This is a genomic window from Candidatus Trichorickettsia mobilis (assembly GCF_963422225.1).
Lineage (GTDB): Bacteria > Pseudomonadota > Alphaproteobacteria > Rickettsiales > Rickettsiaceae > Trichorickettsia > Trichorickettsia mobilis_B.
Genome location: NZ_OY728607.1, coordinates 895,096 through 918,209, shown reverse-complemented (window position 1 = coordinate 918,209; position 23,114 = coordinate 895,096). Strand labels below are relative to the sequence as shown.

Sequence of the window (23,114 nt, the reverse complement as noted above, 5' to 3'; positions counted from 1 at the left end):
TAAAAAGCTAAGCTGCCACCGATAGGTGGCTTATCTTGATTCTTTGATAGTATTTACCACTTTTGTGTCCTTTAAAAACTTCGCCCCTCTTTCCCCAGCCTTTATCCTTGATTATACTCATCTCTATACCTGACTCGTTAAGTATAGACAAGATTATCGTGCTCTATGTTTTATAGATTCTAAATATTTTCGATGTTGACCTCTGAGAATTACTTAATTTTATATATTCAATTACTCTTGATCCTAACATAACCTATTCTGCTACAAAGTAATGTCATATTACTCTAGTAATTCAGCCAAGTATTATATAATGGACTTCTTGCTAAACTGACTTGCTGGCTACATTAAAGGCAAGAAATTCTTAGTTAATCTTTGGGAAATATGAAGAAACACGATATAATTAAAATTATCCGCTTAAGGCAGTTAAGTTAATATGAAGAAGATAAGCATCATTTTCTTATTTGTAATTTGGGTATTTAATGGTTTTGCCATAGAAATACCATCTTTAGCAGGAAGAGTGAGAGTGTTCAATGAACCATACGCGTCAAGTTAAGGAAAAAGAGACGACACGAGCCGTCATTGGTCATTGCGAGACCGACCACGATAGTGGTCGTGGCAATCCAAGTTAAATAGTCGTTTCACTTTCTGGATTGCTTCGCCTTCGGCTCGCAATGACGAGCCTTACTTTAATTGATACAGTTCATTGAACACCCTCGTTTGTAAGAAGTCTAAATTAAATATTACTGGAGTTTAAAGATGATTTATTCATGAAGGCACAATATTTACCATTTTTATTGATAGTAGCGCTTATTAACAGTTGTATTGAATTAGAGATATCTGCTCCTAGTTTTCTAGATATTGCTGAACAGTTGCAAGTTCCATATTCTATGGTAGGACTGACTATTACTTATAATTTATTTGGCTTTTGTCTTGCAGCATTAATTTATGGGCCATTATCAGAAAGTTATGGACGTCGTAAAATCATGCTAATTGGCAATGTAATTTTAGCAATTGGTGCTATAGGTTGTGTCTTTGCTCCTTCTATTGAAGGATTATTAATGGCTAGATTTATCCAGGGTATAGGTGCTGCAACTTCTGCTGTAGTGGTATCGGCAATTATTGCCGACAGCTATGGTATTGATAAAGCCACACAATTATATGGAATAATGAATGCTATTTTTACTACTATAATGGCGTTAGCACCAATAATCGGAGGGTTTATTAATAAGGAAATTGGCTGGCGTGGAAATTATGCTTGTGTTGCCATTATATGTTTAATTTCTTTAATATTGTTATATTTTTTCTTGCCGGAAACATTAAAGAAACAAACGCCTCTCGATATTAAATCTATTTTTGTAGATTACAAGACATTATTAACTAATCCTATCTTCCTCAGCGCTTCGGCGGTTCCAAGTTTATGTTATGGTGTTTATATGGCTTTTATTGCTATCTCGCCATTTTTATATATGCAGACATTTAAGCTTGGTATGTTAAATTATACTCTACATCAGGGAGTAGTTATTGCAGTTTTTGCGATTGTCAGCCTAGGCTCAGGGTGGCTAATCAAGAAACTTGGTACAATAAACGCGATTTATTTAGGTTTAGTTTTATATATTATTGGCTCAATTATGACTTTGTTTGCCAATTCACCTTATGTTGTAACTTTCAGCCTCAGTATTTGTGGTATTGGAGCAGCTATTTTTTATCCTATAATTTTTGTGCGTTCAATTGAGATATTTCCTGAACTCAAAGGTACAGCTTCATCTGCAATCATGAGTATGCGCTATGTGTTGTGCTCTACTCTTACTTGGATAGCCAGCTACTCTTATGATGGCACACCAGCAACATTTGCTCATGTAATTATTATAACAACGATATTTATTATATTATTTATAATTCATCTAAAGAGAAATATGTTTTTTCATCTTGTTAAGCCGTAAAAAATTATTGTCTATAAGGCCTAGAATGAAATGTTAATTGAGTTGTTAATATTTATAGCCATAGGAATAGCCGTTGCAGCTCCGGTAGGTCCTATAGGTATGTTTTGTATCCGTAAACTCTAGAGCGTGGATTTATCGGCGCTGTTGCTGTAGGAATAGGCGCCGCAATCGCAGATGGTATTTATGCTTTTATTGGAGCAGCAGGATTAGCGGTAATTTCAAATTTCTTACTTGAAAGAGCTAACTTGATTAAAAAAATTGGTGGAATATTTTTATTATATCTGGCTTTTAAAGAATTTAAGGTACAGCATATTTATAATAGCGTAATTTCCAATCACTATAAAAAATTCATTAAATTGGTAATACAGACTTTTTGCCTTAACATTTCCAATCCCATGACCATACTAAGTTTTATCGCTATATTTGCCGGATTTGCAGATAGAGATGTTAACACCAACAAAGCAATCATTATGGTTGTAGGTATAGTAATTGGCTCAATGGCATGGTGGTTGACACTGGGTCTGATTATAATAAAAGTAAAAATTCATTTATCAGAAAATTCTATGACTCGTATTCGTTACTTGTCGGCCTTGATTCTTGCTGGATTTGGGGCATGGAGTATTATCAGCAGCATAATTTAAGTGTTGAAATGTAGCTATTAAATAAATTTTTATAAAATTTCTGATGTTGCTAATTATTTCTTAAAGTTTTTTTGATATATAACTATTAAATTCCAATTTAATACATAGAGGATCTATGGCCAACTATCAGAACTTTTTAAACTACCTTAAACAACATCAAATCTATTTTGTCGATTTTCGTTTCACTGATTTACATGGTGTATGGCACCATATAACTTATCCAGTATCGATGATTAATGAAGAATTACTAAATGGTAGTATCTTTTTTGATGGCTCCTCAATTCAATATTGGTGTGCTATTAATCAGTCAGATATGTTGTTAATACCAGATATATCACCAAACCTGGATAACATCGCAATTGATCCATTTGCAGATGTAGCTACAGTGATTGTTACATGTGATGTATTTGATCCATTAAATTTATTGCCGTATAAAAAAGATCCGCGCTATGTCGCAAAACAAGCCGAAAAATATCTACAACAAACTGGGATTGCAGACACTGCCTACTTTGGTCCAGAAGTAGAATTTTTTATTTTTGATAGTGTTCATTTTCAGTCAAATGCTGAGCATTGTTTCTATAATATCAAATCTGATGAATTTACTCATAATAATGGTGCTATGACAGATAATAATCATGGATGCCGGCCAAAGGCCAAAGGTGGTTATTTTCCAGTAGCACCATTGGATTCGATGCACAATATGCGTTCTAAAATGTTAATAGATATGCAAACGATGGGGTTGGAGGTAGAAAAACATCATCATGAGGTGGCGCCAGCTCAGCATGAGATCGGTATTAAATATAGGTCGTTATTACATAGTGCTGATGCAATACAAATTTATAAATATGTGGTTCGTAATGTGGCTCGTAGTTGTGGTAAGACAGCAAGTTTTATGGCAAAACCAGTATTTGCTGATAATGGCTCTGGGATGCATGTTCATCAATCATTATGGCTTAATGGTAATTCCTTATTTGCAGGTATGGAATATGCAGGCCTATCTGAAATAGCACTATATTATATTGGTGGTATTTTAAAACATGCAAAAAGTTTAAATGCATTTACTAACCCGACCACCAATAGCTATAAGCGTTTAGTGCCAGGTTTTGAGGCGCCGGTAATTTGTGCTTATTCCATGCGTAATAGATCAGCTGCTTGCAGAATACCGGTTGAAAATTCACCTAATGCAAAACGGGTGGAAATAAGATTTCCTGATCCAACTGCTAATCCTTATTTGGCCTTTGCTGCAATGATTATGGCTGGTATTGATGGTATTCAAAATAAAATTCATCCAGGAGAAAGCCATAATGAAGATTTATTTGAAGATAAAGAGATTGCCAAAACATTGCCAAGCGTAGCAGGTTCGCTAAGAGAAGCTCTAGTTGCTTTAGAGCAGGATAATAATTATTTATTGATTGGAGAAGTTTTTAGTAAGGAACTATTAGCGAGCTATTTAGAGATGAAATGGAAAGAAGTGACTGCCATCGAGCAATTCCCTCATCCATTGGAATTTAGTTATTATTATAATAACTAAATTAGCGTTCAATATGTGACAATATTTAAATTTTTAGAGGGTAGATGTAAACAAACTAATAATCATCGATATTTTCATCTGTAATCTCACCATTTTTTGGCGAGATTACAGTCAAGTTAAATTTTTCTTGTCTGAAGTTATTCATCTCGTGTATAAATATGGCTAAAGATACTTAGGAGAGCGTTATACAGTGATGAAGATGAAATTTTCTTACCTATTCATATTAGGGTTATTACTTATTGGTTGTAAAAGCAAAAAAAAAGATAACGACATTATTGTTCCTGCTGCAGAACTATATGGTAATGCTTTGGTTCTATTGGAGAAGAATAAATATAATGATGCCGCCAACGAATTTGGCAAAGTGTTTTTACAGCATCCAGGAAACTTAGTTACACCACAAGCCGAGTTGATGCATGCTTATTCTTTGTTTTTAGCAACCGAATATGAAGAAGCTGTTGATGTATTAGATACGTTTATCAAATTACATCCAATGAACCTGGACATCGCATATGCATATTATCTTAAAGGATTATCGTATTATATGCAAATTTCCAACGTCCACCTTGATCAATCTAGAACAAGCCTAGCCAAGGCAAGTTTTGATGATGTGATCCAACGTTTTCCTGGAACTAAATACGCTATAGATGCAGCATTAAAAATTGATCTGGTAAATGATCATCTCGCTGGAAAAGAGATGGAAGTAGGGCGCTATTATTTACGCATTAAGAACCCGATTGCAGCCATTCTCAGATTCCAAAATGTAATAGAGCAATATCAAACTACCTCTCATACTTCCGAAGCTCTATATCGTCTGGTTTTAGGTTATAAATCACTTGGATTAAATGAGGATGCTAAAAAATATGCTGCGGTACTAGGACATAATTATCCAGCAAGTACGTGGTATAAGCATGCCTATGCTTTGGTAACTAAGGAAAAATAAATGCTCTATAACCTCTCTATTAGAAACTTTATCTTGATAGAAGAGTTAGATCTTGAATTTCAGTCAGGATTGTGCGTAATCACAGGTGAGACTGGCGCCGGTAAATCTATTCTGTTAAAAGCATTGCTTTTTTGTTTGAATGGTAAGTCAACTGATAATATCATTAGACATGGCGCTGATTCTTGCACTGTTATTGCTAGCTTTGCATTATCTAAAAACATTAAAGAGCTATTGCTGCAGCTGCAAATTGAAAGTGAAGATGAGCTGGTAATAAGGCGTAGCCAAACATTAGATAATCGTAAAAAATTTTTAATCAATGATCAAATAGTTACTGCTAAAACTGTAACTATGATTGCTGATATTTTATTTGAATTACATGGGCAGAATACTCATACTGCTTTACTAAAATCATCGTCACACATAAATCATCTTGATGATTACGGTAATCTTACTGATTTACGTAAAACACTGGCCAGTGAATATAATAAGTTACATAATATAAAATCTCAGCTTAGAGAAATCTCTGATCAGCAACAAGAAGCCCTGCATGAAATTGATTATTTGCAATTTATTACTGATGAATTATCAACAATAAACATTGAAATTGATGAAGAGGAGCATCTGGCTGATTTAAGACGTAGCTTACAAAATCGAGATAAGGAGCTACAACTGCTTTTTGATCTTTTATCACAGCTGGAAACTCCAGAACTATCTCAAGCAATTAGTCGTGCTAACCGCATTATTAGTCGTATCAACCAAGAAGATCAGCGTTTTTTCAATATCCGTCAACAATTAGAAGAAGCTGACAATAATCTGGCAGAAGCCAAACAACAATTACAAGATATTATCGCTAATCTATCAGTTGACGAGCACAACCTTGATACAATAGAAGAAAGGTTATTTACCATCAAAGGGCTAGTGCGTAAATATGGAGTATCATCAGGTAATCAATTGCCTGATTTTCTTGTAAATGCAAAATTAAAATTATTAGGGTTACAGCAAAAAATGGCTAATAGTAGCAACTTGCATGAACAACTTAAAACACTAGAAAGTAAATATTTAGATCTAGCCAAAACACTATCCACAAAACGTGCAGCAGTAGCCTTAGCACTGGAAGCAAGTATACAACAGGAGCTGGCGCTGTTACAAATGGAGAAAGTGTTATTCAAGGTAGAGCTTACTATTAAACCGATAGCTGATGTTACCGGTATTGATGAAGTGCGGTTCACCGCTTCTACTAACCCAGGAATGCCATATATTGCAATAGATAAGATTGCTTCAGGTGGAGAATTATCACGTTTTATGTTGGCATTAAAATCAACTCTTGTAACTAATGATGCGATACCATTAGTAATTTTTGATGAAATTGATACTGGCGTTAGCGGTATAGTGGCAGATAGTATCGGTAATCGTTTAAAACAATTAGCCAAAGTTTCTCAAGTTATAGTAATCACTCACCAGCCTCAGGTAGCTGCAAAAGCAGATCAACATCTTTTAGTCAGTAAAATACACCTCAATGAACAAACAAAGGCTATTGTTCGTATCCTTACCGAACCAGAAAGAATACAAGCGCTGGCACAAATGATTGCCGGTAAAACAATTACTGAAAATAGTGTTAAGGCAGCACAGGATTTACTTGCATACACTCGTTAAATTCTAGCAATAGATCATGTTATTGTGGACGTTTTTGAGAACGTTCAACAAACCATAAGCGTCAAGTTAAGGAAAATTGACACTCAATCGTCTGAGAGGGTAGATGTAAACAAAACGTTAAGATGATTTTTAGGATATTTTTTATATTTCAAGGCAAATTTTATGATAATAGTGGCTTTATTAGAATAAAATTTGGCGTAGAAAGATAAGAAAATAGGCAAAAATTCAATTAACGTTTTGTTTACATCTACCTTCTTAGACCTCTTTTCGAAATGTGAGTGTTATTGAGTTAAAATAGAGAGTTTGTGAGGGAGGTCTATTTTATAAAGTTTTGCAAAAATCCAATACTTCTTGGGCATGACCATTTATTGATACTTTAGGCCAGATATGCTTGATCTTACCAGTTTGATTAATAAGAAAAGTTGTTCGATTGATTCCCATATATTTTTTACCATACATTGATTTCTCTACCCATACTCCATAACGCTCACAAGTATCAGAGTCAGCATCAGAAGCAAGATCAAATTTTAGACAATATTTATCCTGAAATTTATTATGAGAACTGATATTATCCTTGGAGATTCCAATAATTATTGCATTTGCTTTTGCAAATTCGGGCTTTAAAAGATTAAATGCTTGTGCTTCCAGTGTGCAGCCTGGAGTATCATCTTTAGGATAAAAATATAATACTACTATTTTACCTTTCAATTTGGACAGAGTGATTTCTGTACCATCTTTGATTGGCATGGTAAAATCCGGAGCTATATCATCAATATTTAATGTCGTCATAATTTTACCTTTTTATTTATTAACAATTCCGGTGTTATTTATTAGACCTTTTTTGAAACTCGCTCCTGACGAGGAAATGCTAGGAGCAACGGAGCGCAAGAGCGCAGTGTACATATAGTACATGAGCATCTGAGCACCGGAGCAACGCAGCAGTTACCGTCAGGAGTAGAGTTTCAAAAGAGGTCTATTATTAAATCAAACTTACCATCCTTAGTCGTAACAATCCTGGTTTCAGTATTATAAATTATAGGGTCATTTACTTGCTCATGTCCAAATCTATTACTCTTGAATATCGGAATATTTACGGTTGCAGCAAAATCTTTTAGCGCTGCCATTATATTTTGATCATCATTACCACAAGCACCAAATATTATAGCTTTTACTTCTACTAGCAAACCAGCCTGCAGTAAATGAGTTAAGGCTCGATCTAGCTGGTACGGCTTAATCCCTACATCCTCTAAAAAAAGAATTTTATTGGAGGTTTTTATTTGCCACTCTGTACCAATACTTGTTTCAACAATAGTTAAATTACCTCCAGTAAGCACCCCCTTGACATGCTTCTTCTGCTCATCAGCCAAACTATTAATCGCTAGCAATCCTTTGATAGTAACTGACTTTACTTTGCCACTCACTATTTCTGCTATTTTTGTAAAATTCGTTCGTCTCTTGTCTTGGTTTAATATCTCGACAATACCATTTCCATGGATGGTTTTCCATCCCCACTCCTGAGTCAGAAAAATATGTAATACCGTAATATCGCTAAATCCAATAAGCCACTTATCTTTAGCTGGTTTTTTTAATCGTTTTAACAATGGTATTATTTTTGCTGCACCATACCCTCCGCGCAAGCACCAAACTATCTGTGAAGATTGATCAAACAATGCATTTTTTAAACATTCAAACCTAACTTGATCAGTATGAGCATGAAAAAGTGATTTTGATCCATCAAAACAATTGTTAGGTAACAGTAATTTTAATGATGAAATATTGCGTAACTTCTCCAATGAGGCATCATCTGTGCCAGATGCAGGAGCGACTATAGTAATTGGTGTGTTTTTTAATAATCTAAGGAAGTCTGCATTATCTTGCTGAAAATCAGCAAAGACTACCTTAGTAATTAATAATAACACAAAAAAAACAAGGGCTTTATAGCTTGAATACATATTAATTGAGCTATTGTTGTGTTGGTGAGTTATTATTAGTATTTTTATTATTTATCTGTTGTTTTTGTAAAAATTCAGTCAATGAAGTAGAATCAGCGGTCAGTTGTGGAGCTATTATCGTGCCAGCAGACTTAATTCCTAATGATGTTGGCACAGAAGAATTGTACTTACTACCATTCGGAGCTGGTGAAAATGCATAAAATGAGAATAGAGATGATAAATTCAGTTGTAAATCATAGATATTGATAGCCGCAACAACAGCTGCATTGGCATATTTGGTTTGTAATGTTGTGTTTTTTAAAGTTGCTACTCCTTGAATTAATTCAAGATCACTGCTGAGAGAGTTGATTTGTGTTTGGCCAGTAGATAAGGCATTATTCAGATCTGTTTTGAACTGAGTTATATCATAGTTAGGTTGGCTTATATTTGCTATTAATGTATCAATAGAGAAATTATTTATTTTTACATTCTTAGCAACAAACGAAGATTTTGTATAAAGATTATATAACAATTTTTCTATACTATCACCATTAGTAGTAATCATACCGTTAACACTAGCAGAACCATCAGAGTTAAGCCAACCAACTGGTAGTATTTTTGATAATGCAGCCACGTCAATAGTATTCAATGCATATACTAAATTCCAGGTATACGGATCTAGTAGCACACTACCTTCCACTTCTATAGTTCCATTAAGAAGTTGCGCTTTTAAGGTAGGGATTTTAAACAGAGTATTGTCGTTTTTAGTGGAGAATGTTACTTTTTCTAAAACCAGATCATTTTGGTAGATCTTGGAAAAAAAACAATCTAGCTGTAGTAATATTTTATCCAGACTGAAGTTATTTAATAAATTGTTACGCAGTTCAAGAAGAAATCCTGGAGACAAAAAACTCACTGGGATTACAGCATCAGTGATTTGTATTACTAATTGTGGACTAAGGCCATCAGTAAGTAGCTTTCCAGTAGCGCGTATATAATCTTGTCCTTTGTTGGTATATAAATTATTAACTATAATTTTTGCTGGAGTAATAGATAACACTATATTTGCTAAGCCCAAATCTTTTTGAGCAAGTTTTAAATTGTCAATAGTAACATCAAAGTTCCCTAAATATGATAAGGCTCTAATTGGCACAAATTTACTTAAATAATCTGCTGCTTTCATGTTTTCTGTCAGGCTTTTAGCAAAATTTAACATTGGTGTAATTACAGGGTATAGAGTCTGATCTAAGTCTAGCTGTGAAAAGCGGAGAAATGATTTGATACGCGGTATGACTCCAATAAATTTACTGGAAATGCTACCTGTAATCTCAAGATCATTGGTTTTTAGTAGAAGATTTTGTAGTGATAAATCTATAGGGGTGCATTTTACCTCAGCTGATAGCGCAAATGGTATAACTCTTTCTACAGTAGCATTTGTACAACCTAGTAAAGAAAGTATGGTATTGAAATTACTGTGCTGCAATGTAAATTTACCATTAAATATGCTACGTACACTATTTTGAGTGACTATACCATTTAGCTGGAATCTGCCACCAGAGGCAATAATTCCAGAAAAATCACTGATTAATAATTGTCCTTGTTGCAAATCTGTAATTAATTTAAACTGATTGATGATATCATCATTACTTAAGATAATTTGATCAATCTCGATTACTGCGTTTAAAGAATTATTGGCAAAAATGAATCTTTCTTGACTCTTATAGCTGGTGTTTTGATCATTTGTTGATGGACTTAATAAAGATTTGAGATCAATTTTTGCAAATTTCAGCGCTATTACATTAGTTGCATTATCATTCTTAGCTAAAGTAATCTCACCACTGCCGATAACAGAGTTAGCTTTAATATTAATAGCCTTAAATTGTAATAAATTTTCATCAGCCACTATATCAAAATTTATGGCTATAGGTTCATTTTGAGTAATTTTAGCTAATAATGGACTAGCATCTGGTAAATGATAGTTTATCAATTCCGGTAAACTCTTAATTTTAGCTGTAACGGTACCTGAAGATAGGCGGTTGTCTTTATATGTTTCTGATAATTGCAGCTCATATCCAGGGGTATTGAGGTTAAGTGTTATATCCAATGAATCTGTTGTGCTACGAAAAAATCCAGAAAATGCTATTTCTTCTATATTGCCACTAAAACTATTATCTGCAGCCCCTATAAAATTGTCGATATTAATGATGGAGTTATTAGTTGGGTCAATAAATGTTAAATGGTTAATATTAATGTCAATATCCTTTTGCACATAATTAACTAAATTTGTAATTAGTCGATCATGAGTACTAACGCTAAATTTGATATTAGGTAAATTTAGTTTTGCATTTGATATTTTAATAAAATTAATTTTTGGTTGAAATTTTAGTAAGGATATGAAAGAAAACCTGAATTCTATATCTTGTAACTCCAATTCTTGATTTGCAATAGTGTCAATAACTAAAGTAGGCCAGGGAAGTGCAACCAATTTAACCTTACCAATGGCTTGACTGTCAAATTCTACAGTTTTTTGTTTTGCTAAGAAATTTACACAAATACTTTTATAATCAATAAAAAATAGTGCTCCAAACAGACCACCAACCAATGTTATACATACCACTAATGTTATAATTGTTCTTTTCATATTTAGATCTCTTGTATAACCTATTCTGGTTGATATGGCGTTAGTCAGTTAGAGCCTCCTACCACCGTCTGAGCTTGAGGCGTGCCGAAGCAATCTAGTAAACAAGGATCTATCACTGGATTGCCCAGCAAGGTGCAATGTTTCGTATTTTCTGGATTGCTTCGGGCTTCAGCCTTCGCAATGACGATGTTGCGCACTGCTTCACTTACCTGCAGTTCAGACGACACGAACCGTCATTGCGAGATCATTTATGATCGAAGCAATCCAGTTATAATTATTCGTTTTACTAGGATTGTCTTGGTTAAAGCCTCAAAGCTTGACTGTTATTCGTCTCTTTTTCTTAACTTGACGCCTATGGTCTTGTTAATCACTTCTTTCTTCAACCTAGCATCTACCCCACACCATGACCTTGATTAACTTTCTGAGTAACAGCGGGACGTTTCTCTGTAGGTACTATTTTTGGGTTAGTTATACCTTTTACAGCTTCTTGTATAACGTCAAGGTTTTTTGCTGTCGTTAATATTGGATCTACTAAAGTTCTTATTTTTTCTTGTAACTTAGTTTTAAAATCACCGGTAACGATTTTATCTTGATCAAGCTGTATGTCACCAGTGCTCCGATTCTTGTGATCGACAATCTCCTCTGTACTTTTACGAAATTCCGGTTCAAGTTCTTTTGCTAATGTTTTAATAATCTGCTGCGCATTTTTTGGGGTCATTACCTCTGAGATATCTTTTCCCTCATTTTCTATTTTAATCTGATGAATAACATTTTTTAATGCATTTTCAATGATTTTGGTGTCACTAAATCTTGCGCCATTTTCTTCTGCTTCTGATTTAAATAAATTTGTGCTAATTATTTTGGCTATAGTTTCTATACCTTCGTGCTCTTTCTGATTTAGCGGATAAGGATCGGGTGCCGATCTTATTGATTGTTCTTGTCTAGTTGTAGTCGCCACATCCTGGCTTACAGGAATATTTTTGATTTCTTGCGCTTGTGCTGCTAATAATAGCGGTTCTACTGCAGTTTTTACTATTTCAGTTGCTGAAGTTTTAAATTCATTACTGGCGATTTTAGCTTGGTCAAGTTGTTTACCACCTGAAATCCAGCCAGCATAGGTGCTTTGTAAGCCTTTGTCACGATATTGTGTGGTGAGCTTTTCTGCTAATGTTTCAATAATCTGCTCTGCATTTTTTTCTGTCATTACCTTTGAGATATTTATTTCTTTATTCTCTCCTTCAATTTTAGTAATAATAGCTTCTAAACCACTCTCAATAAGCTTAACGTCATTTACTCTGCCACCATTGCTAGTGTAACCTGCGCCAAATAATTTTATACCAATTGTCTTTGCTATAGCCTCAACACCATCCAACTCGGGCTTTATCCTGAGTGCTGGAGCTTCAGTTGCTATATTCTGGCTTACGGATTCTTGCTTTTGCACAGGATCAGCTATAGGTATTTGGGGTTGTATTTTAATTGCCGGGGTTTCTTTTACTAAATCCTGACTCACAACTGATATATCTTGTTTTTGAGGCGGGGTTGTACCTTGGATTTCTGGGGTTGTACCTTGGATTTCTGGGGTTGGGATTTGTGTTGCTAATGAAGATGATTGCAGCGCATCTTTGATGGTTGTTTTTATCGAGGTTTCAAGCGTGGCAACTACAGCGTGATCAAGCTGTATACCACCAGTAACCTTGCCAGCCGCAGTATAAGGTGCTGCATCTCGTGCACTATATATTCCAGCAAGTCCTGTTCCCGGAGTATCAGAAAAAGTTCCCCTATCCAGTTTTGTTCCAACCATTTTATCCATATGTTGATCTATCATCTCAGAGATATCAACCACTTTATTCTCTACTTTAACCTGATAAAAAGTATCTTTTAACTGTTGCTCAATAAGCTTAACATCACTCACTCTGCCAGGATTGCTAGCATAGCCTGCATCAAATAACTCTGTACCAATTTTACTTGCCATAGCTTCGATATTATCTAATTCTTGCTTATTGAACTTACTTGAACCACAAACATAATTCATTTCGCTTTTGACCTTATTTGCTACCTCTGCAATTGGAATGTTTGTTTTGAGCTGAATTCTGTCTTCATCTCGTCTTAATGTTCCTGCCCAGGTTTTTTCTACTGCGGTATTTATTATCGTTTCACTAATGCTATTCATCAGTTTTTGTCCTGGTTCTTCTAAAGATTTAATTAGCCCAGTTTTAGCTTCGGGATTTTCTTGAATAAACTTAGTGACTGCTTGCTGTGTTATTTGTTTAATAGTTAGACCGTCTTGACCTCTATTACCACCTTCTTTGAATAATTCTTTGGTTACGTTATCAGCTATATAATTAGCTGTTATAACCCCCTTAATTGTTTCGACATCACTAGTTTTATTTTCTAGAAGAATAGTCATTAGATTATTGGTTTTACCAGCATAATCAGCAACGTGAGTTATGCTTTTCGGATCAATTGGGAATTTTTTATTCAATACATCTTCAGGGGTTGCTTCCAAGCCCTTTTTTATATACTCACCAACAGTGCCACCATCTCGAATAAGTCCTTTGATATTAGTGCTGAGAGCAGTTTTTTGAGCATCGGTCATTACCGGTTCATGCCTATCTTCAATAACTCTGGAAAGTTGCTCTACTGCTTTATCAATAAACTTATCTTGTTGAGCTTGAATTGTTTCCTGGGGAATTGTACCTGCAGCAATCGCAGATTGAGTAATTGGTTTATTATCAGCGGCTATACTTGTAACAACTGCCTTATCAAGGTTATAAGTATCCGCTAGCACTTTACTCTCTGGCAATTTAGCATCAGTTATGTTTGTATCTTTTAGATTCACATTTTGCATGCCAGTTACTTTGCTAAGATCAGCACCGTTTAACGCTAGCCCGGATAAATCCATCCCGGATAAATCTCCAATTATTTTTGCACCATTTAAAGAAATATGACCTGCTTTTACTTCATTTAGCATGCTTTTGAAAGTAGCGGCATCTATAGTTGCTTCGGATAAATTTACATTTTTAAAAGATGCACCAGTAAAATCTACATTTTTAAATTCTGTGTCCTTAAATGAGACATTTTCTAGCTTGGAATTAGTAAAACTATTTCCTTCAATTACTAGATTTTCTAGTTTTAATTTTTCATCTACGCTCTTACCTATTGTCATATTCTGCAATAAGCTATTCATTAAATTTGGATTTGCTTTTAGCTCAGATTCAAGATCCTTTTTTAGATAATCATTGAGTTTTAGCGGCGCTTCAGTATCTCGATACGCATAAACCACGTCTTTTAAAATATTCGCTACCCAAGCTTGTTGTTGTTCTTTTGCTTCAGCTGATTGACTTCCAGTTCCGGTTGCCCAGTTATATAAAGCTCGTGCACCTTGTGTGGCAACATTAGCTGTGACATTTAATGCAGATGTAGGGTCATTATATGCTATAGTAGCAAGAATTTTTGCTCCGTGTTGAGCCATCGCTGTTTTATTACCGTCATCATATGCTTGTACTAAATTTCTCATTGGTTCTGGATTTTGTAATATAGTGTTAGCAATTTGCCCTACATCAGCTCCAGCAAGATATTTTGAAACCACTGATTCCGGATCTTTCTTTAATTCACCGACTACCTTATTCACTATTTGTTTTAAATTTTCCGTATTGTTTTCGATATATTGTTTTAATTCAGGATTTTCGAGTAACCTACATGTTTCTTTGGCAACATTAGTCCATTTTCCTTGTTGATAAGCTTCGACAATTTCTTGAACTTTTCCTTTAGCTTGGTTATTTTCCATTAATATTCCAAAGATTCGACCAATATCATCTGTAACTTTTACTCCTATTGTTGCTTCCACCGCTTTTGCTGTGAGCTCTACTCCGGCTTTAGCAAGAGTTCCTTTAAGCGCAGGATCTTTTGCCAATTCACTAAATTTTTGAGTGATCTCGGTATAATTGCCAGTTTTTTGAGCATCAATAATTTCGATCAGTTCCTTTGGATGTTTCAACAGAGCTGGTACGATGTCATACAATTCTCCTTTAAGTCCCATCCCTTTGAGAGCAGGAGTTTGCTCAATGGTTGTATTTAACACATTAACAAACAGATCCCTGTTTTCAGAGAAATATTTTTCGATATTTGGGTTGTCTTTAACGTTAGACAGCAACGTTTTAACCATTTCTGGGTAGTTACCTTTTTGAAATTGATTAAAGACTTCTTGTAGTACTACAGGTTTATCTAGTAACAAGGGAAAAATCTTGGTAACCTGAGGTAAATCCGGCTCTTCCGTAGTTCCTGTGGGATAGCAATCAATGAGAATATGGGTTATAGGGTATGGATAAATATATAATCCTCAATAATAGCCGTCAAAATGTCAAATTTTACACTCCCCTTAGATATAGATTCTCTAAAAATAATAGCTCAAACCATTGATACGCAAGGGAATATCATCTTTGACGTAGAAAGCACAAAGAAGGAAACAGCCTGCCATAAGTGCGGACAATTAACAAATAAACGGTATGGTTTTGGCGAAACAATAACAGTACGCCACCTGTCTATCCTAGACACACCGGTATACTTGCGTATACGCGTTGCTCGATATGAATGCCAACATTGTGATGATCATCCGGTTACGTCGGAACAGTATGACTGGTGTGAAAGAAAATCTAAAACAACCAAAGGTCTTGATAAATATATAAACCGCCAACTAATTCATAGTACTATCGAGGATGTCGGTAAAAAAGAACAGATTAGCTCTGAAATCGTAGAGTCTGCTCTTAACAGGAGCGTTAATATGATTGTGGATTGGGCGATGTATACTAATTTGGAAACAATAGGAATTGATGAAATTGCTGTAAAAAAAGGTCACAACGATTATTTAACGATCGTCAGCGTTAAAGACAAATCTGGTGAGTTATCGGTGATCGCCGTCTTGCCGGATAGATTAAAAGAAACCGTAAAAATGTTTTTAGAATCAATACCAGGTCATTTAAAGAAGACCGTAAGATCCATCTGTACCGACATGTATGATGGATTTGTCAAATCTGCAGAAGAGGTATTTGGGAAACGACTTGTTGTTATTGACAGATATCATGTATCAAAGCTTTATAGAGAGCCGCTTGACAGGGTTCGTATTGAAGAAATGAAGCGTCTGAAATCTCTGTTAACTCCAGAGGATTATGCAAAGCTCGAAGGTATGATGTGGGTTGTTCGAAAAAAACACGAGTGCCTTTCTATCCAGGAAAAAGCAATACTGGAATTTATGTACATACATTCACCATTGCTTAAAGAAGTTCACAAAATGGCTATCAAGTTAACTCATATTTTTAATGCGCATCATAATCGTAAAATGGCTCTGACGCAGATAAGCCGATGGATTCAAAGCGTCCAAAATAACAATCTTACTTGTTTTGACGGGTTTATAAAAACACTGGAAAGATATAAAGCAAACATTCTCAATTATTTTAAAAGTAGAAAAAATAGCGGGTTTGTCGAAGGGCTTAATAACAAAATTAAAGTCCTCAAAAGGAGGTGTTACGGAATATCAAAACCCACATCATTTTTTCAAAGATTGTTTCTTGATCTTAGAGGATATAAGGCCTTTGCATAAAACCACAGGAACTACGGAAGAGCCAATAAGATTTGAAGGAGAAAGTAGTTTTTCTGATCCCATGTTTTTGTATCGTCGGATTGTGCATCTTAACGAAGATAATTGTTTGACGCCAGTTACTGATTTATCTTCTGCTTTGGCATCTCATCAATATGCGGTGGGAGGAGATAAACTTGAGGTTATAGATGAACAGGGCAAGAAATTTGCAGCAATGCTTTCGATTAAGGAATATCACGAAATTTCTTCGGAAGCGATAGATGTTTTTTTGCAGTTACCAATTGAAATGATCGCTACAGAGGTTTTTTATTTTGTTAATAAAAAAGAAATAACCTCTGCATTTACAGAGCAAGATAATATACTCAGAGTTAGTGGAGATAGTGATTTAAATAATATAAAGGGCATTACACAAATTATGGATGTGGATGGAGCATTTAAAAGTAAATTTTGTCGTCAACAAATTTCCATTGCTATTATAGGAGATGATGTTGATAGATTAGAAGAAGACATCCATGATGCATCTCAAGAATTATCCAAGATTGGCATAGTACATGTCAGAGAAGATATTAATTTAGAACAAACTTTTTGGGCGCAGTTACCAGGAAATTTTGTTTTCTTGCGGAGAATGACTCCTACTATTTTGCAAAATACGGCAGCGCTTGCCTCGCTACATAATTTTCCTAGTGGTGAACAGTATAATCCATGGGGACGTGCTGTGACCTTGCTTAGAACGGAGAAAAGTACTCCATATTTTATGAATTTACATACCAAGGGTAATAAAGTAAATAACTGTATTTATGGTGCGACTAAAACTGGTAAAACTGTATTGACTAATTTTTTAGTTTCTGAGGCTACAAAATATAATCCAACTATTTTATATTTTGTACATAACAATGATTCACAAATATTTATTGAGGCTCTTGAAGGTCAATGGTGGGAAACTGAGAAATCATTAATCAACCCCTTGTTATATGATGACACCAAAGAGACGCGTACATTTATTTATGAATTTCTAAGAGTTATTTGTAATCATTATGTAAAGCCATTAAACGAGCAAGAAGATTCTTTCTTAAATATATTAATCAATAATATCTTTACTATAAATGTTTCAAACCGTAATTTATCTACAATTTTAAAAGATGCAGATTTTTCTGCTGCTGGTGGAGAATTAATAAAATCTAGATTAGAGATTTTTAATGAAGGTGGATTATTTTATGGTATCTTTGATAAAAGTGAAACAATTAAAGTATCCTCAGAAGCTATTATAGGAGTTAACTTATATAAGTTTAGTGCTCAATATTTTACCAAAGAATTTTGGCCTGAAGATCCAAAATTAGTAAATCAGTTCACGGACAAGTTGCAACAAAATAACAGCGTGCGTATGGGATTAATCTATGCACTCAGTTATTATTTTATTACTAATAATAATGCTCCTAAGATATTAGTAATAGATGGTGTGGAATAGGTGTTAGATCCTAAATATTTTAGTAATATTGTAGCAGATATTTTAGACAAATTGGCTAAAAATAACGGTGTAATGTCTAGTAATTTAAATTTAGGAGTTCTACAATCACCAGAAGCTGAGTTGTATAAAGAATGGGTTAAATTGATTGATACCAGTTTTATTTTACCTTTTGACGTTAGAATGGATGATGCAGGTGAGTTGCTTGGTTTAAGTAAAGCTGAAATTGATAAATTATTGACATTTAATCTCGCTTCAAGGATGTTTTTGGTTAAACAAGGTGCACAAGCTATTGCTGCCGAATTAAGCATAGGGGGTTTTATCGGAATGGTAAGGATATTATCCGCTGATACGGAGGAATTAGCCGTATATCAGCAAATATTAGAAAAATACCCAGGTCATCCTGATAATTGGATTGATCATTTGTATGAGGCTTTGGATAACATCCAATAATATACTCGGTTAAAATCTGCGGATTGCGTCGTCGTCACTCGGATCTTGCGGTGCTCACGTATAAATATACGCTGCGCTCCTCGACTCTGTGACTCCTAGCACTCCTTGATTTTGACCTTCGTATCCAATTTGTGAGTGTTTCATAGATTATAGTTGTTAGTAGTTGTTTAGGTTGAATTAGCATAATATCATTTTGAGCTGATGAGATCTTGAACTTGTTTCGGGATCTTATCAGGACTTCATAAGATCCCGAAACAAGTTCGAGATGACGCTGTTGAGTTTGGAATGACATCTATAAAATCAAATAACTATAAAGTATAAATTGGAATATAATTTTAGAGTTAAAAATAGCAGTGATAAAAAAATATTGTCTTGTATTATTAATAATGTTTTGGTCGCTAAATTGCAGTGCGTCTTTTTGGAGTGCTATAGCGAAGTGTTTAAAAAATCCGTGTAACTGTGGTTATGGTACAAAATATGAGTTGTGGAATCGGGAAAGTAAAGACAAAGGCGATGAGAATCCACTATGTCCACCATGGAATAAAGGACGTGATGATAATACTTGTTTAACTCAGTTTGATTATCCTGGAGTATTTATTGCATGGTATTTGAAGCATTGTGCGGAAGCAACAAATGAAAGTACTTATTTTTCTCCAAAAATTCGCCTCAGATATCAAGCCTGTAATATAGCTGCTTGCTGGACTAATTCTACAACTTTAAATTGGGACGGTGACTGCGTTAATTGGCCGACAGCTTATGCGCTTCCACTGTTAAGGATCTGCGCTCGTATTGCAGTGCCTGAAACTCCAGCCGATCTTGGCGATCCTTTGCCTGCAGATCCTGGTTATACTAAAGGTAGGCATCTTAATACATATGGGGCTGAAGAAGCTGATGAAGAATTTCCTGGTGATGACGGTAAGTCTGTTATGTTAACTAAACCAAAATTATGTGCTTATAAAGATCCATCATTAGTAGATACGGTAACAACGCTTGGTGCGTTAGGGGTAGACTTAATGGATTGGAATCCTACCAACCAGGCTATGCATAATACTGGAGAACTTCATCCAATTGCTAAAGTGCTAATTTTTTTGGTAACTACAGTAATTAACACTGGGAATTCTTTGCGCGATATGATTGGCTCTTTATTAGATGCAATAGGCGGAGTAATAATTCCTGGACTTGATTTATTTAAGGTAATTTTTGATGCTATAAATGCCATCATGGATTATATAGGAAGTATTTTTATAGCTATCCTTAAAGAATTTGGACAATTTAATAGGGTAGTAGATTCTTATAAGTTTGGTTGTGTTGAAGTGCCGGTAGGACCATATCCTCCACCTTATTGTCCACAGCTTACACCATTTATACCATCACCTACAACAAATGCTATTTGTGAAGTAGGGGGCTATTCTAATAATACCGTAATTCCTCTGATGTCAACTTCGGATCATAAATGTGTAGTATCACAGTTGGTCAACAATTTTGTACGCAATAGTATCCGGATAAGTTTTGATAATTTTGTGCCACTTTGTCGGAATAAAGAAGATCCAACAAAAACAGACAAATGTGTTGAAATATCAGGGCCATTTAGTGGTTCGGCTAAAGGTATACATACTGCTAGTGGATTTTGGGATGTCATTCCTTCATGTACGGATAGTCCTGGTTCTGTTTGTGTTCGTACTAAGATTAAAGCGCCGCAGTGTAATCCTGGTGCTAACAGCTGGTGTTTATCTGGATTTAGAGTGGCTTACGGATCGAGTACCGGCAAAACATCTGTTCCTAGTAATTATTTTATTAATGGTTTGGTTGGTTGTGATGAAAATAGTGGTGGTACATGTCAGAAAGTATGGGGAGTAAATACTGGAGCATTCATAGATGTTTCTCTAATTTTTCCTAAAATAGAAGATGGTTATAATATGACTCTTCTAAAAGAAGATGTTTCTTTAAATGACACAAATGGTAATGCCAGAAAGTTATCTGTGGTAATACGTAGACAATCTACTGCTATAGCTGATATGCCACGAGGATCTGAAACATTCCAACAGGATCCGAAGCAAATTTGTGTTTTTGGAGACGATAACGATTTAGTTGGTTGTGAAAACAGAATAACGATGAAACCTAAAGTCAAGAGTAAATGTGCATCATCATTAAATTCTGGTTACTTTGTTTGTCAGAATGATGGCAAACCTTGTACCTCATCGTCTGGGACACAGTATCAAGGTACGGTAGATTATCAAAGTATAAGTAGTACTGTTTGTGGTAAAATAATCACTACTTCCTCTGCAATGCAAGCTTGTCCTTCGCCTACAGCTGTAATGTGCAAAGCTAGTGCTGACGCAACTTGTCAGAATGCTGGTGCTTTCTGTATATCATCATCAGGCGATGTCGTAAGTTGTCAAGATAATAGTAGTAACGTTTGTACCAATTCTGCTTTAAAATGCACATCTCCTTCTGGTATGGAAGTGAGTTGTAGTGGCATATCTTCAACGCCTAAGGTACTTGGTTGTCAGGAGGCAAATCAAGATCCTGATGTTAGTATATCTTCTGAATTAAGATCAAAGTGTAAGAATGATTATTTTAAACCGGCTTTTATAGTGGTTTTAAAAAGTGGAAAAGATTATACCAGTGCAGTAATGCAGCCATTGTCAGTTAATAATTTTGATATTTATAATTATAGAGTGAACTTAGCCGGATATGATTTTACCTCGAATGTTACTGATGACAAGTTTACACAGAAACCTTTTAGTGGCCTTAAATCAATTAATCCATCAAGTATTTATGGTGATTATAAACCGGGTCCAGATGATAAAACACCTGCTCCTTATGTTGTGCAAGGGGATGGCAGTCTTAAAGAAGTAGACGGAGTATATTTAACTGGTCTTGAATATGTTGGTGGTAATGACAATGACCCAAAGAAACCTGATATACGAGAGGGAAAATATATTCAGGGTGGAACATTCACTTGCCTGCAAGTATCTACTATGGATCGCTGTAGTGCAGCGAATACTACTAGTTGCGTGCTGGCCAAGTTATTGGAGGAAGATACAGTAAATTGTGTAGATTTTGCTAATAAAGCACAGTCACCTGAATATGTTGGTAAGTTACATTTGTGTGATAGCACACCTGGTCTCTTAGAGAAATTATTATGTGTCCTTGAAGTGGGTTCGTTACCAGGTATAAATGGCGGCGCTGGTATCACCATAAAATCTTGTCCAGGCGGTACATTTTGTTACACAAACGATAAAAACTCAGGTAGAGAAGTTTGTAAGGTCGGTTTATTAAATAATGAAAGGTATAAGCCAGATCCAAACTATAATATAGGTGCTTCATTATCAGATAATGATTTTTACGATTTAAATGGCAGCCCGGGAGCCGGATATGATAAAACAAAATACGTTCTTCGTGATAAGACTCCGGTGGAGCTAGGGTTATGCACAACGATACCACGGCCAAAATGTCAAGCGATTACTAGTCCTGATTGGGCAAATGGTGCTGGTGCAACTTGGCCTGAAACTGATGTTGGTATGCAAGCTGTAGGAAAATGCCCATCTGGATATAGTACTTTTGCGCCGCTTACACGTTATTGTATTGCTAATGCCAGCAAGATGACGGTTGCGTTTGAAAAATTGGATAAAGATGCTGATGGTAATACTATAAGTTGTATGCCAGGAGCAGTGCAGTTTAGTAACACTCACACATTCCCTGCTTCATATGCTCAAAAGAAGACAGCTAATAGCTATGAATTTGGTACAGATAAGAGCAATACTGTAGGAGGACCTAATACATTCACCTCAACTTTACAATTTAATATTCAAGATCTATCAAAAGTAAGTTATTTCCGCATTGCAAAAATTGGTTATGATGATTGGGTACAGGTAAAAGTTAACGGTAATTTTGTAGCAGGACAAAAAGATTTTAAATTGCTCGATATTGATTTGACAAAAGCTGACTCTGGTCAGTATAGAAGCGACTTAGGTACTATAGACATTAAAAGTAAACTCCAGCCTGGATTTAATAATATTAAATTTGAGTTAAATGTTACAGGCGGTGGCAGCTTATACTATAAAATTGAATATGGAATAAATGATTAATGTCAGAGAATATATAGCCAAGAACACTAAGAACACTTATAGCATTGGTCAGTTAGGTGGTAAGTAAGCGTTCACGAGTTTTTAAAATTGAACATTAGTACAGAACTTACAAAGCTACAACCGCCGTCTGAGCTGAGGAGTGAAACGACGAAGCAATCCAGAAAATAGCTAAGAAACATTGATTTCAACTGGATTGCTTCGTCGTTTTACTCCTCGCAATGACGATTTTTAATCCGTG

The 23,114-nt window shown here is 35.2% G+C and carries 12 protein-coding genes and 1 pseudogene; 9 read left to right on the top strand and 4 right to left on the bottom strand.

Going from position 1 to position 23,114, the window contains the following annotated elements; translation table 11 throughout:
* Positions 1–767: 767 nt before the first annotated feature.
* The 5 genes and pseudogenes from R2I74_RS04270 (at position 768) to recN (ending at position 6,705) form a co-directional block, all read left to right on the top strand.
* Positions 768–1,940: a multidrug effflux MFS transporter gene (locus tag R2I74_RS04270; RefSeq protein WP_316354138.1), complete on the top strand. Its 1,173-nt coding sequence runs from the start codon at positions 768–770 to the stop codon at positions 1,938–1,940.
* Between the two features lie 131 nt (positions 1,941–2,071).
* Positions 2,072–2,581: pseudogene (locus R2I74_RS04265) on the top strand (LysE family translocator); the annotation flags it as partial.
* A gap of 115 nt (positions 2,582–2,696) precedes the next feature.
* Entirely contained in the window at positions 2,697–4,112 is a 1,416-nt protein-coding gene (gene glnA / locus R2I74_RS04260; RefSeq protein ID WP_316354137.1) for a type I glutamate--ammonia ligase, read from the top strand.
* Positions 4,113–4,305: 193 nt separating this feature from the next.
* Positions 4,306–5,052, top strand: a complete 747-nt coding sequence (locus R2I74_RS04255) for an outer membrane protein assembly factor BamD (protein ID WP_316354136.1) — start codon at positions 4,306–4,308, stop codon at positions 5,050–5,052.
* A complete protein-coding gene (gene recN / locus R2I74_RS04250; RefSeq protein WP_316354135.1) occupies positions 5,053–6,705 on the top strand; it encodes a DNA repair protein RecN in 1,653 nt (550 codons plus the stop codon).
* Between the two features lie 321 nt (positions 6,706–7,026).
* On the opposite strand, the gene bcp is transcribed toward recN, so the two are convergent.
* From bcp to R2I74_RS04230, 4 genes are all read right to left on the bottom strand, one after another.
* Positions 7,027–7,494 carry a thioredoxin-dependent thiol peroxidase gene (bcp, locus tag R2I74_RS04245; RefSeq protein WP_316354134.1) on the bottom strand — a complete coding sequence of 156 codons (468 nt, stop codon included), beginning with the start codon at positions 7,492–7,494 and terminating at the stop codon, positions 7,027–7,029.
* A 173-nt stretch (positions 7,495–7,667) separates the two neighbouring features.
* Positions 7,668–8,657: an LD-carboxypeptidase gene (locus R2I74_RS04240; protein WP_316354133.1), complete on the bottom strand. Its 990-nt coding sequence runs from the start codon at positions 8,655–8,657 to the stop codon at positions 7,668–7,670.
* 10 nt (positions 8,658–8,667) lie between these two features.
* Positions 8,668–11,277 (bottom strand): AsmA-like C-terminal region-containing protein, encoded by a 2,610-nt coding sequence (locus R2I74_RS04235; RefSeq protein WP_316354132.1) that lies wholly within the window; start codon positions 11,275–11,277, stop codon positions 8,668–8,670.
* Positions 11,278–11,668: 391 nt separating this feature from the next.
* Complete coding sequence (locus tag R2I74_RS04230) at positions 11,669–15,511, bottom strand: pentapeptide repeat-containing protein (protein ID WP_316354131.1); 3,843 nt, start codon at positions 15,509–15,511, stop codon at positions 11,669–11,671.
* Between the two features lie 123 nt (positions 15,512–15,634).
* On the opposite strand from R2I74_RS04230, the gene R2I74_RS04225 reads away from it, so the two are divergent.
* From R2I74_RS04225 to R2I74_RS04210, 4 genes are all read left to right on the top strand, one after another.
* The gene (locus R2I74_RS04225; protein WP_316353355.1) at positions 15,635–16,873 is read left to right on the top strand and encodes an ISL3 family transposase; all 1,239 of its coding nucleotides are present in this window, start codon (positions 15,635–15,637) and stop codon (positions 16,871–16,873) included.
* On the top strand, positions 16,866–18,335 hold the full coding sequence (locus R2I74_RS04220; protein WP_316354130.1) for a VirB4 family type IV secretion/conjugal transfer ATPase: 1,470 nt from the start codon (positions 16,866–16,868) through the stop codon (positions 18,333–18,335). Before R2I74_RS04225 ends, R2I74_RS04220 begins: the two co-directional genes overlap by 8 nt.
* On the top strand, positions 18,336–18,785 hold the full coding sequence (locus R2I74_RS04215; protein WP_316354129.1) for a hypothetical protein: 450 nt from the start codon (positions 18,336–18,338) through the stop codon (positions 18,783–18,785).
* 353 nt (positions 18,786–19,138) lie between these two features.
* Positions 19,139–22,876: a hypothetical protein gene (locus tag R2I74_RS04210; RefSeq protein ID WP_316354128.1), complete on the top strand. Its 3,738-nt coding sequence runs from the start codon at positions 19,139–19,141 to the stop codon at positions 22,874–22,876.
* The last annotated feature ends 238 nt before the right edge of the window (positions 22,877–23,114 follow it).

What these genes read in the sequence shown, in the direction of transcription:
- R2I74_RS04270 (WP_316354138.1), top strand. Translation starts at nt 768, where the DNA reads ATGAAGGCACAATATTTACCATTTTTATTGATAGTAGCGCTTATTAAC.
- glnA (WP_316354137.1), top strand. Translation starts at nt 2,697, where the DNA reads ATGGCCAACTATCAGAACTTTTTAAACTACCTTAAACAACATCAAATC.
- R2I74_RS04255 (WP_316354136.1), top strand. Translation starts at nt 4,306, where the DNA reads ATGAAGATGAAATTTTCTTACCTATTCATATTAGGGTTATTACTTATT.
- recN (WP_316354135.1), top strand. Translation starts at nt 5,053, where the DNA reads ATGCTCTATAACCTCTCTATTAGAAACTTTATCTTGATAGAAGAGTTA.
- bcp (WP_316354134.1), bottom strand. Translation starts at nt 7,494, where the DNA reads ATGACGACATTAAATATTGATGATATAGCTCCGGATTTTACCATGCCA.
- R2I74_RS04240 (WP_316354133.1), bottom strand. Translation starts at nt 8,657, where the DNA reads ATGTATTCAAGCTATAAAGCCCTTGTTTTTTTTGTGTTATTATTAATT.
- R2I74_RS04235 (WP_316354132.1), bottom strand. Translation starts at nt 11,277, where the DNA reads ATGAAAAGAACAATTATAACATTAGTGGTATGTATAACATTGGTTGGT.
- R2I74_RS04225 (WP_316353355.1), top strand. Translation starts at nt 15,635, where the DNA reads ATGTCAAATTTTACACTCCCCTTAGATATAGATTCTCTAAAAATAATA.